Genomic DNA, 15,610 nt, shown 5'->3' on the forward strand with positions numbered 1-15,610 from the left:
GAGCATCTGCTACGTACGTGTCGCTACTGTGGTCAGCATGCGTCATCAGCTGGTGAAAGCCCTGCGGAGGTCGGCGGTCGCCGCGCCCGTCCTGTCACTCCTGCTCACCGCTTGCTCACCCCTGTTGGCCGCAGATCCGCGCTATGCCACCAACTCCGGCGCCCACCCGCAGGGACAGCCCGAAACCACCTCGGCGGCCCCACCCGGCCCACCCGGCATCGATGCACCCAAGAACGACCTGTCCTGGCGGGACTGCACGCCGCGCGTGTTCAACGGTGCCGGCATCCAGCCGCTGCCCGACATCACGCTGGACTGCGCGACCTACGACGCCGACCTGGACTCGATCAACGGGGCCACCGGCACGCTCAGCATCGGCGTGGTCCGGGCCCGATCCACGCAGACCCCGCCGGATGCCGGCCCGCTGGTGATGACCACCGGAACGGACATCCCCTCCTCGGTGCAGCTGCCGACATGGCTGGCGCACTCGGGAACCGACGTTCTCAAATCTCACCCCATCGTCGCAGTGGACCGGCGCGGCATCGGGATGTCCGGCGCACTGGACTGCCGCGACGTCTACGACCGTCAGGAGATGCTGGACCAGACGCAGTTTCAGGCCGGCAATGATCCGGTGGCCAACCTGGGGGCGGTCACCATGACCGCCACGACCAGTTGCACCGACACCATCGCCCCGGGCGACTCGGCCTACGACAACTCCCACGCCGCCGAAGATCTGGAACGGCTGCGCAGCACCTGGGATGTGCCCGCCCTGGCGCTGATGGGCGTCGGCAACGGCGCCCAGGTGGCACTCGCCTACGCCGGGTCACACCCCAACAAGGTGGCCCGGCTCATCCTGGACTCCCCGCTGCCGCTGGCCGTCGGCGCCGAGGCCGCGGCCGAGCAGCGCGTCAAGGGACAGCAGGCCGCACTGGACGCCTTCGCCGCGCAGTGTGTGGCCACCAACTGCCCGCTGGCGCCGGATCCGAAGGCCGCCGTCGACGCCCTGCTGGCCGACGCCCGGGCCGGTCGCGGCCCCGGCGGTGCCTCGGTGGCCACCCTGGCCGACGCGATCACCACGGGCCTGGGCTTCCCGCAGGGCGACCGCGTGGCCGCCACCAACAACCTGGCGAACGCCCTGGCGGCGGCTCGCGCCGGTGACGCCGGCCCGATCTCGGGCCTCATCACCCAGGCGGACAACCTGCGCCAAACCGACGGCCAGTTCGTCAACTCCTGCAGCGATGCGCTCAACCGGCCCACCCCGGACCGCGTCCGCGAACTGGTGGTCGCCTGGGGCAAGCTCTACCCGCAGTTCGGCGCCGTCGGAGCGCTGAATCTCGTCAAATGCCTCAACTGGCCCAGCGGCACGGCACCGAAAGACCCGCAGGACCTCAAGATTCCGGTGCTGCTGCTCGGCGTGCGCAACGACCCGATCGTCGGCAGCGAGGGCGTCGCCGCCGTCGCCGCGACGATCATCAACGCCGGCGCCAACAACCGACGGGTGATGTGGCAGGGCATCGGCCACGGCGCGAGCATCTACACGCCGTGCGCGCTGCCCCCGATGACGGGCTACCTCGACAGCGGCAAACTGCCCGAGACCGACACGTACTGTCCCGCCTGACGCGGGGCCCGATCGGCGTCGGTATAAGGTTCGCTGGTGGCGGCAGCAGATTCCATCATCTCCGGTTTCGTGAGCGCATTCCGTCCCCGCACCTCCCCGCCGAGCACCGCCACGGTGCTGCGCTCGGTGTTGTGGCCGCTCGCGATCCTGTCGATCATCCATCGCAGCTACGTGCTGGCGACCAACGGTTACATCACCGACGACTTCGGGCCGGTGTACCGCGCGGTCTCGAATTTCCGCCGGCACTGGGCCATCTACAACGAGCATTTCAACTTCGTCGACCCGCACTACCTGTACCCGCCGGGCGGCACACTGCTGCTGGCTCCGTTCGGGTTCCTGCCGGAGTTCGCGTCGCGCTTCTGGTTTGTCGCGTTCAACGCCGTGGCCGTGATCATCGCGGCCTGCTTTCTGGTACGGCTGTTCAAGTTCTCCCTGACCTCGGTGGCGCTACCGGCCCTGCTGTTAGCCATGTTCTGCACCGAATCGGTCACCAACACACTGGTTTTCACCAACATCAACGGCTGCGTGCTGCTCGGTGAGGTGCTGTTCTTCTGGTTCCTGCTCAAGGGCGGCACCCGCAACGTCCTGATCGCCGGCGCGGCGATCGGTCTGACCTTGGTGGTCAAACCGCTGCTGGTGGTGCTCCTGCTGCTGCCGCTGCTGAACCGGCAGTGGCGCGCCCTGATCACGGCCATCGGTGTGCCCCTGGTGTTCAATGCCGTGGCCTGGCCGCTGTCGGCCGACCCGATGGGCTTCGTACGCAACACCGCGCCCTACATCCTTGAGACCCGCGACTACTTCAACTCCTCGATCCTGGGCAACGGCATCTACTACGGGCTGCCGATGTGGTTGATCATCGCGCTGCGCGTGGCGGCCGTGGTGCTGGCAGTGGTCAGCCTCTGGTTGCTGTACCGCTACTACCGCGAACGCGATCAGCTGTTCTGGATGCTGACCTCTTCGGGTGTCCTGCTGATCAGCTCATGGCTCGTGCTCGGACTGGCCCAGGGCTACTACTCGATGATGCTGTTCCCGTTCCTGATGACGGTGGTGCTGCCGAACTCGGTGATCCGCAACTGGCCGGCGTGGCTGGCCGTCTACGGATTCATGACCATGGACCGCTGGCTGTTGTGGCGTTGGCCGACCACCGGCCGGTTCCTGGAGTACATGAAGATCACCTACGGCTGGTCACTGATGCTGATCGTGGTGTTCTGTGTGCTGTACTTCCGCTACCTGGACGCCAAGCAGGACGGGCGACTCGACGACGGCATCGACCCGCCCTGGCTGAGCCGCCCCAAGGAAGCCGAATCAGTCTGAGGTGAACTGCATGACCTGACCCGCCAATCGGGTACGGGTCTGCATCGCCAGGCCGTGCCGCGCACACACCTCGTCGAGTTCGTCGGGATTGACCAGGCGGAACGGTGACCGGTCGAGCCGGTGGACCGCGGTCGCCATCGGGGTGCGGGTCAGGTCATAGCCGGTGAACACCCCGCCGGGTCGCAGCACCCGGGCGATCTCGGCGATCGCTTTCTCCCAGTCCACGATGTGGTGCAGCATCAGGCAGCTGAGCACCGAATCGAACGAGTCGTCGCCGAACGGCAGGTCGGTGGCATCGGCCCCGCGCACGGTCACGTTCCCGAATGCCCCCAGCCGACGGGCCGCGGTACGCACCATGGCCGGGTCGAAGTCGGTGGCGGTGATTGCCAGCTCTGGGTTCGATTCGTGTAGCCGGGCCGCGATATCGCCACTGCCCGAACCAATTTCGAGCACATCATGACCCAGCCGATCCACCGGGATGCTGCCGAGCACCGCCTGCCCGGTTCCTCCGCGCCACAGCGCTGTCTTGCAGAATGCGCGCTCGATCCGTGACATTGCCGGCATGGGGGCTCCCCTCGTCGATGTGCTGATACTCCACCCTGACCGGTTGTCGCCGCCATCGCTTGTACCGATCGGTCGTATGAGAGATTGAGGTGATGAGCGAAGACCGCGCCGCCTGGTCAGGTGCACTGGCGGTCGTTGCGGGCGCCCTGTGCTACACCGGCAAGTTGTCCGATGCGCGCCGACATCGCCACGCGGCCGCCCAGGTGGTGCGGTCCTGGACAGACCCGTTCGAGCTGGCCGACGGCCACGGACGCCGGGAGGTGACCTCCGCTGCGGTCATCCCGCCGGGGCGGGAGCATTCGATCCGGATCCTCACGCCCACATCGGGGGTGCTCGTCTTCCTCGATCCGAGCGCCTTCAGTCGTACCTCCCCCGACAGTGACGATGTGGCCGAATGGGTGTCAACCGGTCGCGAACTTCCCTGCTGGACAAGTCCGTTGCCACCGGAGCAGCTGCTCGACGAGCTGATGGCCGCTCCGCCCACCGGGTACGCCCGGCCGACGGCAGACAGCTGGCACGCGAGCGTGCTCGCCGCGGTCGAGTTGATCCCGCGCCTGCTTCCGGACCCGGTCCGGCTCACCGACGTCGCACAACGGGTCGCACTGTCACCGAGCCGGCTCGGTCGACTGTTCAACGAGCAGGTGGGACAGTCGTTTCCGACGTATGTGCGCTGGGCGCGCCTACGCTGCGCCGTGGAAGCCTTGCGCGACGGGGCATCGCTCACCGACGCCGCCCATGCCGCCGGGTTCACCGACAGCGCACACGCCAACCGGGTCTGTCACGAGATGTTCGGGATGGCGCCGAGCCAGGCCAGCCGAGAACTGGTGTGGGCATAGCAGACGATCTGCCCGATCGCCGTGGGCGAGATCGGTGGCGCCGACCACCGGACAGAACGTAACTTGGGAATATGACGACCGAGGGCCCCAAGGTGCAACTGACCGACGACGAGTGGCGCGCCAAGCTCAGCTCCGAGGAGTTCGCCGTGCTGCGCCGGGCGGGCACCGAGCGCCCGTTCGTCGGTGAGTACACCGACACCAAGACCGAAGGGGTATACGAGTGCCGGGCCTGCGGCGCCGAGTTGTTCCGCAGCACCGAGAAGTTCGAATCCCACTGCGGCTGGCCGTCATTCTTCGACCCGGCCGATTCGGCCGCGGTGATCCTGCGGGAGGACACCTCACTGGGCATGCGCCGGGTCGAGGTCCTGTGCGCCAACTGCCACAGCCACCTGGGCCACGTTTTCGAGGGCGAGGGCTACCCCACCCCCACTGATCAGCGGTACTGCATCAACTCCATCTCACTGAAGCTGGTGCCCAAGACGGAGTAAGGCCGGGCCTTCAATCGACCCGGGTGGCGTGTACCTCCCAGAACGGCATGTGCACCCGGCCGTCGACCAACCACGGCTCGATGACCCGCAACCGTTCCAGCAGCGGGGTCATCTGATCGGCCATGTCAGGGTTGCGGGCCGCCATCGTCTCGAAGACCTCGACGCTGACGTTGCCCTGGTAGGTGGTCGTGCCGAGATAGGTGATCTCCCAGCCGGCGTCGGGAAGCACCCCGCGGAAATCGTCGGCCGTCATCGAACGCGGCATCTTGAAGCCGTTGACGGTGTGGTCGCCGAACTCGTACATGTACAGCCGCGCACCGGGTTTCGTGGCCCGGTGCAAGGCCCGCACGTACGAGTTCTGCAGCTCGGGCTCATCGGTGAAGACGTGATAGAAGGCGGTGTCGACGACGGTGTCGAACTTCCCTTCCAGCCCCTCGAGCTTGGTCGCATCGGCCACCCGGAAGTCCACCGTCACGCCGGCCTTCTGCGCGTTCTGTCTCGCCCGTTCGATCGCGGCCGGTGAGGCGTCGATACCCGTGGCCGACAAGCCTTTTGACGCGTAGTGGATGGCATGGTGACCGGGCCCGGTGCCGGGATCGAGCACCTCACCCTTGACGGCGCCCAGCGCGACGAGCTGCTGCACGACCGGTTGCGGCCCGCCGATGTCCCACGGGGTCGCGGCGGGCAGTCCGTGCGCCGTCCGCTCGTCGCGGTACATCTCTTCGAAGCGATCGGATTCTTGCGGAGCAGTCATGTCCGCGAGGGTAGACCCGCTGGCTGAAGGCCCAGGTCAATCCACCTGCCACCAGTCATACCCACTGTCACGCGCACACTGTCACGCTGGAGTGGCGCTCGACGGCCAGGGTCACTCTGGCGTGACAACGGGCACCGAACCCAACCCCCGTTGTCACGCTGGAGTGCTGTCGGGCTCGACAGCCACTCCAGCGTGACAAAACGAAGAGAATGCTAGGGCAGCTTGGCGACGAGATCCTCGACGCTGACCCGCGGGCCGGTGAAGAACGGCGTCTCCTCGCGGGTGTGGCGACGGGCGTCGGTGGCCCGCAGATCGCGCATCAGGTCGACGATGCGATCGAGTTGTGGAGCCTCGAAGGCGAGGATCCACTCGTAGTCGCCCAGGGCGAACGCCGGCACCGTGTTGGCCCGCACATCCTTGTAGCCGCGGGCGGCCATGCCGTGCTCGGACAGCATGCGGCGCCGCTCCTCTTCGGGAAGCAGATACCACTCGTAGGACCGCACGAAGGGGTACACGCAGATGTAGTCGCCCGGATCCTCGCCGGCGATGAACGCCGGGACGTGGCTCTTGTTGAACTCGGCCGGCCGGTGCAGCGCCACGCTGCTCCACACCGGGTCGCTGATGCGGCCCAGTGCGGTGGTGCGGCGGAAGTCCGAATAGGTCGCCTGCAGCGCCTCGATGGTCTCGGCGTGGGTCCAGACCATGAAGTCGGCGTCGGCCCGGAGGCCGGCCACGTCATACAGGCCGCGCACGACGACTCCGCGCTCTTCCTGGGTCTTGAAGAACGCCGCCGCCTCGTCGGTCACCTGGGTGCGTTCTTCACCCAGTTCCCCGGGGCTCACCGCGAACACCGAGAACATCAGGTAGCGGAGGGTGGAGTTCAGTTCGTCGTAGTCGAGCTTGGCCATGCGCCTATCGTGCCACGCCGCCGCGCACCAGTTCCGCGGCCGCCCGGGTGGCGGTGCCCACACATGCGGGCACCCCGATCCCGTCGAGGTAAGCACCGGCCACCGCCAGGGTCGGTGGCAGCCCGGCGCGCAGTTCGGCGACCAGTTCGCCGTGGCCCGGACCGTACTGTGGCATCGCGTCGATCCAGCGGTGCACGTGGCTGTCCACCGGATCCACGGTGACGCCGAACAGCGTGTTCAGATCGCGTGCCGACCAGGCCAGCAGGTCGTCATCGCCGGTGTTGGCGGCCATATCGTCGCCGTACCGGCCGAAGGACAACCGCACCATTTCGACATTCCCGCGCCGGCCCCACTTGCGGGAGGACATGGTGATCGCCTTGGCGTTGAGGCGCTCCCCCGCGGTCACGAGCACGCCCGATTGCTGCGGCAACGGTGTCCCACCCGGCAGCGCCAGGGCCACCACCGCCGCCGACGCCACCCGGATGCGCCGGGCCGCGGCGGCCGTCTGCGGTGCGATGTGCTCGATCAGCAACGGCAGGTGCGGCGCAGGCACCGCCAGCACCACCCCGTCGGCGTACCAGCTGGCCCCCTCGTCGTCGAGCACCGACCAGCCCCGTCCGTGCCGATCCACCCGCACCGCGGTGACCTGGGCCCACCGCACATCGGCCCGGCGTCGCAGCTCCTCGAGCAACACGGTGTAGCCGCCGTCGACCGCGCCGAACACCGGTGCGTTCGACGGCGGCGGCAGCGCCTCGCGCACCGCCTCGGTGAGGCTGCGGGCCCCGCGGTCCAGCGCGGCGGCCACCGACGGCACCGCCGAACGCACCCCGATCGTTGTCGACGATCCGGCGTACACGCCGGTGAGCAGGGGGTCGACGGACCGCGTCACCACCTGTGGGCCGAACCGGTCACCGACCAGCTCGGCGACCGACGGATCGGCGCCCGGCGTCCACTTCAGTGGCCGCGCGCGCTCGTCGAGGATGCGGGCCACGGTCTGGTCGTCGACGAGACCGAGCAACGACGACGCCTGCGCCGGAATGCCCTGCACGGTGCCTTGCGGCAGCTGATGCATCCGCGCGCCGCTGTAGATCAGCGGGCGGGTGCCGGTCGGGCTGAGCCGGCGGCCGGCCAGACCCAGCTCGTCGAGCAGGTCGAGCATCTCGGGCCTGCGCACGATGAACGCCTCGGCGCCGACGTCGAACGGCTGCCCGCCGACCCGTTCGGTGCGCAGCACGCCACCCAGCCGGTCCGCCGGATCGAGCAGCGTGATCTGTGCCCGGGGTCCGGCTGCCAGCCTCAACCGGTAGGCGGCGACGAGCCCTGAAATACCGCCGCCGACAACGCAGTAGGACGCACTCACAGGGAGTGCACCAGGGTCACCGCCTCGGTGATGATGCCGGGATCGGTCGCCGGCAGCACACCGTGGCCCAGGTTGAAGACGTGCCCGGCTGCCCCGGCGGCCACTGCGGCCCGCCCGTCGGCGACCACACGGCGCACCGCCTCCTCGGCTACCGGCCAACCGGCCAGCAACACCACCGGATCCAGGTTGCCCTGCAGGGCGCGGCCCGGCTCGACCCGGGCCGCGGCGTCCACCAGAGAGGTGCGCCAGTCCACCCCGACCATGGTGGCCGGCGCGGGACCCAACGCCTCGGACATGGCTCCCAGCAGTTCTGCCGTGCCGACCCCGAAATGTGTCATCGGTACGCCGGCCCCGGCCATGGCGGCGAACACCCGCGTGGTGTGCGGCAGCACGTAGGCGCGGTAGTCGGCCAGCGACAACGTCCCGGCCCAGGAGTCGAACACCTGCAGCGCATCGACCCCGGCGTCGACCTGGGCCTGCAGGAACGCGATGGTCAGATCGGTCAGCGTGGCCATCAGGGCATGCCAGGTGGCCGACTCGCCCAGCATCATCGCCTTGGTGCGCTCGTGGTGACGGCTCGGACCGCCCTCGACCAGATAGGAGGCCAGCGTGAACGGGGCGCCCGCGAACCCGATCAGCGGCACCTCGCCCAGCTCGCGCACGAGCATCGAGACCGCTTCGGTGACCGACGAGACCTGCGCCGCATCAAGCGGTTTCATGGCCTCGACATCGGCCGAAGTCCGGATCGGCTGTTCGATCACCGGGCCCACGTCGGGCACGATGTCCAGGCCGATCCCGGCGGCTTTCAGCGGCACCACGATGTCGGAGAACAGGATCGCGGCGTCCACGCCGTGCCTGCGCACCGGTTGCAGGGTGATCTCGCAGACCAGTTCCGGGTCGAAGCAGGCGTCCAGCATGCGGTGCTGGGCGCGCAACGCACGATATTCCGGCAATGACCGGCCGGCCTGGCGCATGAACCACACCGGCACACGGTGCGGAGTGCGGCCACTGACGGCGGCAAGGTAGGGGGATTCGGGCAGCTCCCGGCGGGTACTCATCGGCTCCTATGGTGCCACGACCCGTCTGACGCGGGCCGTTGCCGGTTCGTGACTGCCTCACTCCGGCGCGCCTGCGTACCGTCGTTGCCTTATCAGCTAGCGTCAAAAGCCGTGACCTCTGCCGAACCGGCCCAGTTCCGGACGGCGGTGGCGGCGATGAGCGCCACCACCGTACGGCCGGAAATCGAGCTGGGTCCGATACGACCGCCCCAGCGGCTGGCGCCGTACAGCTATGCGCTGGGCGCCGAGGTCCGACATCCCGAGACGACGGTCGTCCCGGAGCGCTCCGAGGGCGACGCGTTCGGGCGGTTGATCCTGCTGCACGACCCCGAAGGCGCCGAGGCCTGGGACGGCACCATGCGGCTGGTCGCCTACATCCAGGCCGACCTGGACTCCAGCGAGGCCGTCGACCCGCTCCTGCCCGAGGTGGCCTGGAGCTGGTTGGTGGACGCCCTGGAGACCCGCGCCGAGCACGTCACCGCGCTGGGCGGCACCGTCACCGCCACCACCTCGGTCCGCTACGGCGACATCTCCGGCCCGCCACGGGCACATCAGCTCGAGCTGCGGGCCTCCTGGACCGCCACCGATCTGGAGTTGGGGCCGCATGTCGAGGCATTCTGCGAAGTTCTCGAGCACGCCGCCGGGTTGCCGCCGGCCGGTGTCACCGACCTGAATTCCCGCACGCGCGCTTGACATGACCGACGAAAACCCTCAAGTCTCAACAGACCCAGGCGCCGCCGAGCCCGACGAGGCCGAATCGACCCCGCTGCTCTCCCCTGCCGAAGGGGTGCCCGATGTCTGCGTCACCGCGAGTGAAATCTCCTCTGCGGCAACATCTCTGGCCAAGGGCAGCGGCCCGTTCGCGATCGACGCGGAACGCGCCTCGGGCTTCCGCTACTCCAACCGCGCATATCTGGTGCAGATCCGCCGCGTGGGTTCGGGTACCGCGCTGATCGACCCGGTCAACCACGGCGGCTCCCCCATCGACGCGATGGCGCCGGTGGCCGATGCCCTGTCCCAGGACGAATGGGTCCTGCACGCCGCCGACCAGGACCTGCCGTGCCTGTCCGAGATCGGCCTGCGCCCGGGCAAGCTCTATGACACCGAACTGGCCGGCCGACTGGCCGGCTTCGAGCGGGTGAACCTCGCGGCGATGGTCCAGCGGCTGCTCGGCCTGCAGTTGATGAAGGGCCACGGCGCGGCCGACTGGTCCAAACGCCCGCTGCCCGCGGATTGGCTCAACTACGCCGCCCTGGACGTCGAGGTGCTGCTGGAGCTGCGCAACGCAATCGCCGCGGTCCTCGAAGAACAGGGCAAGACCGACTGGGCGACACAGGAATTCGAGTATCTGCGCACCTACGTCGCCCAACCTACCCGGCGTGACCGGTGGCGGCGCACCTCTGGTATCCACAAGGTGCGCAACCCGCAGGCACTGGCGGCGGTACGCGAGTTGTGGACCACCCGCGACACCATCGCCCGCGGACGCGACATCGCACCCGGACGGATCCTGCCCGACGCGGCGATCATCAATGCCGCCACGACCGACCCCAAGACGGTCGAGGAACTGATCGCCCTGCCGGTCTTCGGCGGCACCAAACAGCGCAAGAGCGCGAAGGTCTGGCTGGACGCGCTGGCCCGGGCCAGGGACAACACCGATCCGCCCGAGGCCAACGAGGCTCAGAGCGGCCCGCCGCCCGCGGCGCGGTGGGCCAGACGCAAACCGGAAGCCGCGGCCCGCCTCGAAGCCGCCAAGGCCGGTCTGGCCGAACTGTCGCAACGGGTCTCGGTACCCGCCGAGAACCTCATCACCCCAGAAGTGGTGCGCCGGCTGTGCTGGGACTGGCGTCCTGTCGCCGATGTGGCCACGGCAGTGGAGGAATTCCTCGTCGAGGCCAACGTCCGGCCGTGGCAGCGGGAACTGACGGTGCCGGTGCTGGCCGCCGCGCTCAGTACCGACTGAACCACCGACACTTCATCCGCCCACCCGGTCGATGTGTGCCAGGAAATGGGTCAGCACGGCCTGCGGATCCTCGATCTGCGGCCAGTGCGCGATGTCATCGGCAAGCATCACCACGTCGGGGTCAGGGATGACCTCGAGGTAGCGCTTCGCCATGTGCCGCCCGGAGTTCGGGTCCGACGGCCCGTCGATCAGCCGCATCGACACCTCGGTCTCCCGCATGGCCCGCACCCACCGGTTGCGGTGGGTATAGCGGTCGTTGACGAACCGACCGACCTTGTGGACGACCCGCTTCCCGTCGTTGAACTCAAGGATCTGGTGGAACTTCTCCATCAGCTCCTGCGACGGTTTGGTATTCACCCCGAACATTTCCCGGATGGTGGGCTCCACCAGCCGACGTGAGAACCGGCTGCCCTGCAGCGGACTCATGATGTCGCCCAACGGGGTTCGTGACATCGCCTTCTGCAGCAGCCGCGGCGTGTAGGCCTCGTTGAACAGTCCGCCGTTGAGCCAGGTGATCGATTCGATGTTCAGTGCGCCGTAGGACCGGTCACCGAACCGGTGGCGGGCCAGCAGTTCCTGGCCCACCGAATCGCCCAGGTCGTGGGCCAGGATGTGGGCACTGCCGACGCCGAGGTGATCCAGCAGCGCCTCGTGCATGTCGGCGTGGTCGGGCACCGTGTAGCCGTAAGCCACGGGCTTGTCGGAGAACCCCATCCCGATCATGTCCGGCGCGATGACGGTGAACCGCTCGGTCAACGTGGGCCAGATCAGTGACCAGTCCCAGGAGTTGAACGGATAGCCGTGGATGAGAAGAAGATTCGGCCCCCTACCCTCGACCCGGTAGAAGATGTCGAAGCCCAGGTAGTCGAAGGACTGCCCGGCGTCCTTCCAGTTCTGCAGTTCGCCGTCCATCTCTGCAACGTAGTTGAGGAGGGGTGACGCCTGCTCCGCGACCGGCGATCGCGACCTGATTCGCCCGTGGTGGCGCGGGGACTGGCATATCGTCAGTGCGGTGGCGCAGCAGCAGGAAGCCGAAGACGAACAGGAACGAGAGCGTTTCGCCGACCGTGCCCTGAGGATCGCCGAGGACGGGGTCTACTGGTCGATCGCGGCACTACTGCTCGTCGGGTCCGTCGTGCTGATCGTCGCGCAGGTCAACACCTTGCTGCGACTGGGCGGCAGTCCGACCACCCCCGTCATGCTGGAATTGCTCGACGGACTGTTACTGGTCTTCATCTTCGTGGAACTGCTCTACGCGGTGCGGACCTCACTGCGATCGCGTGAGCTGGTTGCCGAGCCGTTCCTGATCGTCGGCATCCTGGCCTGCATCAAGGAAATCGTCGTGGTGTCGGTGGACGCGGCCAAGCTGCTCGACAAAGGGCCGGAGTTCGCCCGAGCGATCGTTCAGGTCGGCGTGCTCGGCGGCCTGGTGCTCGTCCTGGCGATCGCCATCTTCGTGCTGCGACTGCAGCGCCGCGGCGCTGACCACATGCGCGACAAACCGGACGATTCCTAGTCGACCTGGTGGCTGACTTCCTGCTCGCCCACCCGCGCGCCGATCGCGGCGATCCACCCCGTGATCTGGCGGGCGATGTGCTGATCGGTCAGACCGACGGCAGCGAGCACCTCCCCACGCGAGGCATGCTCCTGGAACACCTGCGGGACACCGAGATCCCGGCATGGCACGTCGATCTCGGCGTGGCGCAGTGCCGCCGACACCGAGGAACCGATGCCGCCGTGCACGCCGTTGTCCTCGACCGTGACCACCAGCTTGTGCCGACGGGCCAACTCACCGACGACGTCCGGAACCGGTAGCACCCAGCGCGGATCGACCACGGTGACACCGATGCCCTGGTTGCGCAGCCGCTCGGCGACGGCCAACGCCATCGACGCGAACGATCCCACCGCGACCAGCAGCACGTCGTCGGTCAGCCCTTCGGCCGGAACAGCAAGAACGTCGATGCCGCCGCGCCGCTCAAGCGCCGGAATGTCTTCGCCCACATCACCCTTGGGGAACCGCAGCGCCGTCGGGCCGTCGTTGACCGCGAGCGCCTCCCCGAATTCCTCCCGCAGGGAGGCACCGTCACGAGGGGCCGCGACCCGGATGCCCGGGATGATGCCCAGCACCGACAGGTCCCATACCCCGTTGTGGCTGGCCCCGTCGGGCCCGGTGACACCGGCCCGGTCCAGCACCATGGTGACCGGCAGCTTGTGCAGTGCCACATCCATCATCAGCTGGTCGAACGCGCGGTTGAGGAACGTGGAGTAGAGGGCCACGACCGGATGCAGGCCACCCATGGCCAGGCCGGCCGCCGAGGTCATGGCGTGCTGCTCGGCGATACCCACGTCAAAGAACCTGTCCGGGAACCGGTCCCGGAACGCACTCAAACCCGTGGGCCCCGGCATGGCCGCGGTGATCGCCACGACATCGCGCCGTTTGGCGCCGACCTTGACCAGCTCGTCGGAGAACACCGACGTCCAACCGGGAGCGGAAGCCTTCGTCGGCAGCCCCGTCTCGGGATCGATGACGCCACAGGCGTGCATCTGATCGGCCTCGTCGTTCTCGGCATGCGCGTAGCCCATCCCCTTGCGGGTCACCACGTGCACGATCACCGGGGCCTTGAAGCCGCGGGCATGGCGCAGCGCGTTCTCCACGGCATGCTCGTCGTGACCGTCGATCGGGCCGACGTACTTGATGCCCAGATCGGTGAACATCACCTGCGGGGCGATCGCATCTTTGATGCCGGCCTTGATGCTGTGCATGCACTGGTAGCAGAACTCGCCGACGACGGGCAGCCCACGGACCGCCTTGCGGCCCTCCTCCAGGATCCGCTCGTAGCCCGGCTGCAACCGCAGGCCCGCGAGATGGTCGGCGAAGCCGCCGATGGTGGGCGCGTAGCTGCGGCCGTTGTCGTTGACGACGATGACCACCGGCCGGCCACCCGTGGCGATGTTGTTCAGCGCCTCCCAGCACATGCCACCGGTCAGAGCGCCGTCACCGACCACCGCCACCACGTGGCGATTTCGGTGCCCGGTCAGCTCGAAGGCCTTGGCCAGACCGTCGGCGTACGACAGCGCCGTGCTGGCGTGGCTGGACTCCACCCAGTCGTGCTCGCTCTCGCTGCGCGACGGGTACCCGGACAGACCGTCCTTGCACCGCAGGCTGTCGAAATCCTGTGCGCGGCCGGTCAGCATCTTGTGCACGTAGGCCTGATGACCGGTGTCGAAGACGATCGGATCGTGTGGCGAATCGAACACGCGATGCAGCGCCAAGGTGAGTTCGACGACCCCCAGGTTGGGGCCGAGATGTCCGCCGGTTGCAGCGACCTTGTGGATCAGGAACTGACGGATTTCCTGTGCCAAATCAGTCAACTCGGACTGTGACAGGTGCTGCAGATCAGCGGGACCGCGGACCTGTTCAAGCATCCAGCCAGTGTACGCACGCATCCCGAAGTCAGTCCTGTCGAGGCTGATAGATATCGGGCACACCGTCGTTGTCGGCGTCGACCGTCTCCAGCTGGTGAATACGGCGATATGCGGCATTGCGCGACACCAGGACGACCGACGCGAGCAGGCCTGCCACCACCGATCCGGTGACCACAGCGATCTTCACGTCGTCGTCGGCCACGGTGGAGTGCCCGAAGGCCAGTTCACCGATGAGCAGCGAGACCGTGAATCCGATCCCGGCCAACATCGCCACACCGAGCACGTCCCGCCAGGCGAGATCCTCGTCCAGGCTCGCGTGGGTGAAGCGGGCCAGCAGATACGTGGTAGCCAGCACGCCGATGGGTTTACCGAGCACCAGGCCGGCGATCACCCCGATGGTCACCGGGTGTGACAGGGCGCCGGCGAAACCCGACCAACCACCGACCGTCACGCCCGCCGCGAAGAACGCGAACACCGGCACGGCAAACCCTGCCGACAGCGGGCGTACGAGGTGTTCGAAGTGCTTGGCCGACGCGTGGCGGCCCAGGACCGGAACGGTGAACCCGAGCACCACCCCGGCCACGGTGGCGTGCACACCACTGGCATGGACGAGCGCCCAGGCCACGATCGCCGGCGGCATCAGGATCCACCACTGGCGCACACCCCGCTGCACAGCAAACGCATACAGCGCGATGGGAATCAGCGCGGCGGCCAACGGCCCGAGCGCCACGTCGTCGGTGAAGAAAACGGCGATCACCGTGATGGCCAGCAGGTCGTCGACCACTGCCAGAGTCAGCAGGAAGATCCGCAGCGCCGCGGGCAGGTGGGTGGACACCACGGCCAGCACCGCCAACGCGAAAGCGATGTCGGTGGCGATGGGGACCGCCCACCCGCCGAGGTTCTCCGGATGGCCCGAGAACATGTTGATCCCGACGAAGATCGCCGCGGGCACCACCATGCCGCCGACGGCCGCCGCGATCGGCAGCGCGGCACGGGCCGGGTCACGCAGGTCGCCCGCGACGAATTCACGCTTGAGCTCCACGCCCACGACGAAGAAGAAGACGGCCAGCAGCCCGTCGGCGGCCCAGGCCGACAGGCTCAGGTTCAGGTGCAGCGACTGCGGGCCGATGACAAATTCCGAGAGCCGGTGATAGCCGCTCGACCACGGGGAGTTCGCCCAGACCAGCGCCGCGCCGGCGGCGGCCAGCAGCAACGCCCCGCCGACGGTCTCGGTGCGCAGCAGATCAGAGACCCGCTGCCACTCCGGCCACGACCCGCGCGCGAGCAGGCGTCGGCTGGTGGGTGAACGGCGATTGGTCATCGGGCT

Annotated in this window: 15 protein-coding genes; 7 read left to right on the forward strand and 8 right to left on the reverse strand. The window is 68.1% G+C overall.

From position 1 onward, the window contains the following. Positions 1-37 precede the first annotated feature (37 nt). Both AC4ELS_RS24530 and aftC read left to right on the forward strand, forming a co-directional pair. The gene (locus AC4ELS_RS24530; protein WP_463792142.1) at positions 38-1,615 is read left to right on the forward strand and encodes an alpha/beta hydrolase; all 1,578 of its coding nucleotides are present in this window, start codon (positions 38-40) and stop codon (positions 1,613-1,615) included. Between the two features lie 36 nt (positions 1,616-1,651). Next, entirely contained in the window at positions 1,652-2,929 is a 1,278-nt protein-coding gene (gene aftC, locus AC4ELS_RS24535) for an arabinofuranan 3-O-arabinosyltransferase (protein ID WP_064879206.1), read from the forward strand. On the opposite strand, the gene AC4ELS_RS24540 is transcribed toward aftC, so the two are convergent. Then, a complete protein-coding gene (locus AC4ELS_RS24540) occupies positions 2,921-3,493 on the reverse strand; it encodes a class I SAM-dependent methyltransferase (RefSeq protein WP_448449168.1) in 573 nt (190 codons plus the stop codon). The genes aftC and AC4ELS_RS24540 overlap by 9 nt on opposite strands. Positions 3,494-3,585: 92 nt before the next feature. Here AC4ELS_RS24540 and AC4ELS_RS24545 point away from each other — a divergent pair, with 92 nt between their 5' ends. Both AC4ELS_RS24545 and msrB read left to right on the forward strand, forming a co-directional pair. Then, positions 3,586-4,329, forward strand: a complete 744-nt coding sequence (locus AC4ELS_RS24545) for a helix-turn-helix transcriptional regulator (protein WP_448449167.1) — start codon at positions 3,586-3,588, stop codon at positions 4,327-4,329. 71 nt (positions 4,330-4,400) lie between these two features. Further along, entirely contained in the window at positions 4,401-4,817 is a 417-nt protein-coding gene (gene msrB, locus AC4ELS_RS24550) for a peptide-methionine (R)-S-oxide reductase MsrB (protein ID WP_448449166.1), read from the forward strand. A 10-nt stretch (positions 4,818-4,827) separates the two neighbouring features. Here the strand turns inward: msrB and AC4ELS_RS24555 are convergent, their stop codons facing one another. From AC4ELS_RS24555 to hemE, 4 genes are all read right to left on the reverse strand, one after another. Further along, positions 4,828-5,571: a class I SAM-dependent methyltransferase gene (locus tag AC4ELS_RS24555; protein ID WP_448449165.1), complete on the reverse strand. Its 744-nt coding sequence runs from the start codon at positions 5,569-5,571 to the stop codon at positions 4,828-4,830. A gap of 212 nt (positions 5,572-5,783) precedes the next feature. After that, the gene (gene hemQ / locus AC4ELS_RS24560; protein WP_055113328.1) at positions 5,784-6,479 is read right to left on the reverse strand and encodes a hydrogen peroxide-dependent heme synthase; all 696 of its coding nucleotides are present in this window, start codon (positions 6,477-6,479) and stop codon (positions 5,784-5,786) included. Positions 6,480-6,483: 4 nt separating this feature from the next. Beyond that, positions 6,484-7,839: a protoporphyrinogen oxidase gene (locus AC4ELS_RS24565; protein ID WP_064879199.1), complete on the reverse strand. Its 1,356-nt coding sequence runs from the start codon at positions 7,837-7,839 to the stop codon at positions 6,484-6,486. Continuing rightward, entirely contained in the window at positions 7,836-8,897 is a 1,062-nt protein-coding gene (gene hemE / locus AC4ELS_RS24570) for a uroporphyrinogen decarboxylase (protein WP_463806018.1), read from the reverse strand. Before hemE ends, AC4ELS_RS24565 begins: the two co-directional genes overlap by 4 nt. A gap of 84 nt (positions 8,898-8,981) precedes the next feature. On the opposite strand from hemE, the gene AC4ELS_RS24575 reads away from it, so the two are divergent. Then, positions 8,982-9,590, forward strand: coding sequence for a DUF3000 domain-containing protein (locus AC4ELS_RS24575; RefSeq protein WP_448448518.1), 609 nt, complete (start codon positions 8,982-8,984; stop codon positions 9,588-9,590). 1 nt (position 9,591) lies between these two features. Continuing rightward, a complete protein-coding gene (locus AC4ELS_RS24580) occupies positions 9,592-10,857 on the forward strand; it encodes an HRDC domain-containing protein (protein WP_448448519.1) in 1,266 nt (421 codons plus the stop codon). A gap of 12 nt (positions 10,858-10,869) precedes the next feature. On the opposite strand, the gene AC4ELS_RS24585 is transcribed toward AC4ELS_RS24580, so the two are convergent. After that, the gene (locus tag AC4ELS_RS24585; RefSeq protein ID WP_448448520.1) at positions 10,870-11,769 is read right to left on the reverse strand and encodes an alpha/beta fold hydrolase; all 900 of its coding nucleotides are present in this window, start codon (positions 11,767-11,769) and stop codon (positions 10,870-10,872) included. Positions 11,770-11,869: 100 nt separating this feature from the next. On the opposite strand from AC4ELS_RS24585, the gene AC4ELS_RS24590 reads away from it, so the two are divergent. Beyond that, positions 11,870-12,373 carry a phosphate-starvation-inducible PsiE family protein gene (locus tag AC4ELS_RS24590; protein ID WP_064960239.1) on the forward strand — a complete coding sequence of 168 codons (504 nt, stop codon included), beginning with the start codon at positions 11,870-11,872 and terminating at the stop codon, positions 12,371-12,373. On the opposite strand, the gene dxs is transcribed toward AC4ELS_RS24590, so the two are convergent. Together dxs and nhaA are read right to left on the reverse strand one after the other, a co-directional pair. Continuing rightward, entirely contained in the window at positions 12,370-14,283 is a 1,914-nt protein-coding gene (gene dxs, locus AC4ELS_RS24595; RefSeq protein ID WP_064960274.1) for a 1-deoxy-D-xylulose-5-phosphate synthase, read from the reverse strand. The two genes, AC4ELS_RS24590 and dxs, sit on opposite strands and share 4 nt — an antisense overlap. A 28-nt stretch (positions 14,284-14,311) precedes the next feature. Continuing rightward, positions 14,312-15,604, reverse strand: a complete 1,293-nt coding sequence (nhaA, locus tag AC4ELS_RS24600) for a Na+/H+ antiporter NhaA (RefSeq protein ID WP_448448521.1) — start codon at positions 15,602-15,604, stop codon at positions 14,312-14,314. Positions 15,605-15,610 lie beyond the last annotated feature (6 nt).

The organism is Mycobacterium shunyiense, assembly GCF_058270035.1.

Excerpts from the sequence above, each read along its gene's own strand:
- AC4ELS_RS24545 (WP_448449167.1), top strand. The coding sequence starts at position 3,586 with ATGAGCGAAGACCGCGCCGCCTGGTCAGGTGCACTGGCGGTCGTTGCG.
- hemQ (WP_055113328.1), bottom strand. The coding sequence starts at position 6,479 with ATGGCCAAGCTCGACTACGACGAACTGAACTCCACCCTCCGCTACCTG.
- hemE (WP_463806018.1), bottom strand. The coding sequence starts at position 8,897 with ATGAGTACCCGCCGGGAGCTGCCCGAATCCCCCTACCTTGCCGCCGTC.
- AC4ELS_RS24530 (WP_463792142.1), top strand. The coding sequence starts at position 38 with ATGCGTCATCAGCTGGTGAAAGCCCTGCGGAGGTCGGCGGTCGCCGCG.
- nhaA (WP_448448521.1), bottom strand. The coding sequence starts at position 15,604 with ATGACCAATCGCCGTTCACCCACCAGCCGACGCCTGCTCGCGCGCGGG.
- AC4ELS_RS24540 (WP_448449168.1), bottom strand. The coding sequence starts at position 3,493 with ATGCCGGCAATGTCACGGATCGAGCGCGCATTCTGCAAGACAGCGCTG.
- AC4ELS_RS24555 (WP_448449165.1), bottom strand. The coding sequence starts at position 5,571 with ATGACTGCTCCGCAAGAATCCGATCGCTTCGAAGAGATGTACCGCGAC.
- dxs (WP_064960274.1), bottom strand. The coding sequence starts at position 14,283 with ATGCTTGAACAGGTCCGCGGTCCCGCTGATCTGCAGCACCTGTCACAG.
- AC4ELS_RS24585 (WP_448448520.1), bottom strand. The coding sequence starts at position 11,769 with ATGGACGGCGAACTGCAGAACTGGAAGGACGCCGGGCAGTCCTTCGAC.
- AC4ELS_RS24580 (WP_448448519.1), top strand. The coding sequence starts at position 9,592 with ATGACCGACGAAAACCCTCAAGTCTCAACAGACCCAGGCGCCGCCGAG.
- msrB (WP_448449166.1), top strand. The coding sequence starts at position 4,401 with ATGACGACCGAGGGCCCCAAGGTGCAACTGACCGACGACGAGTGGCGC.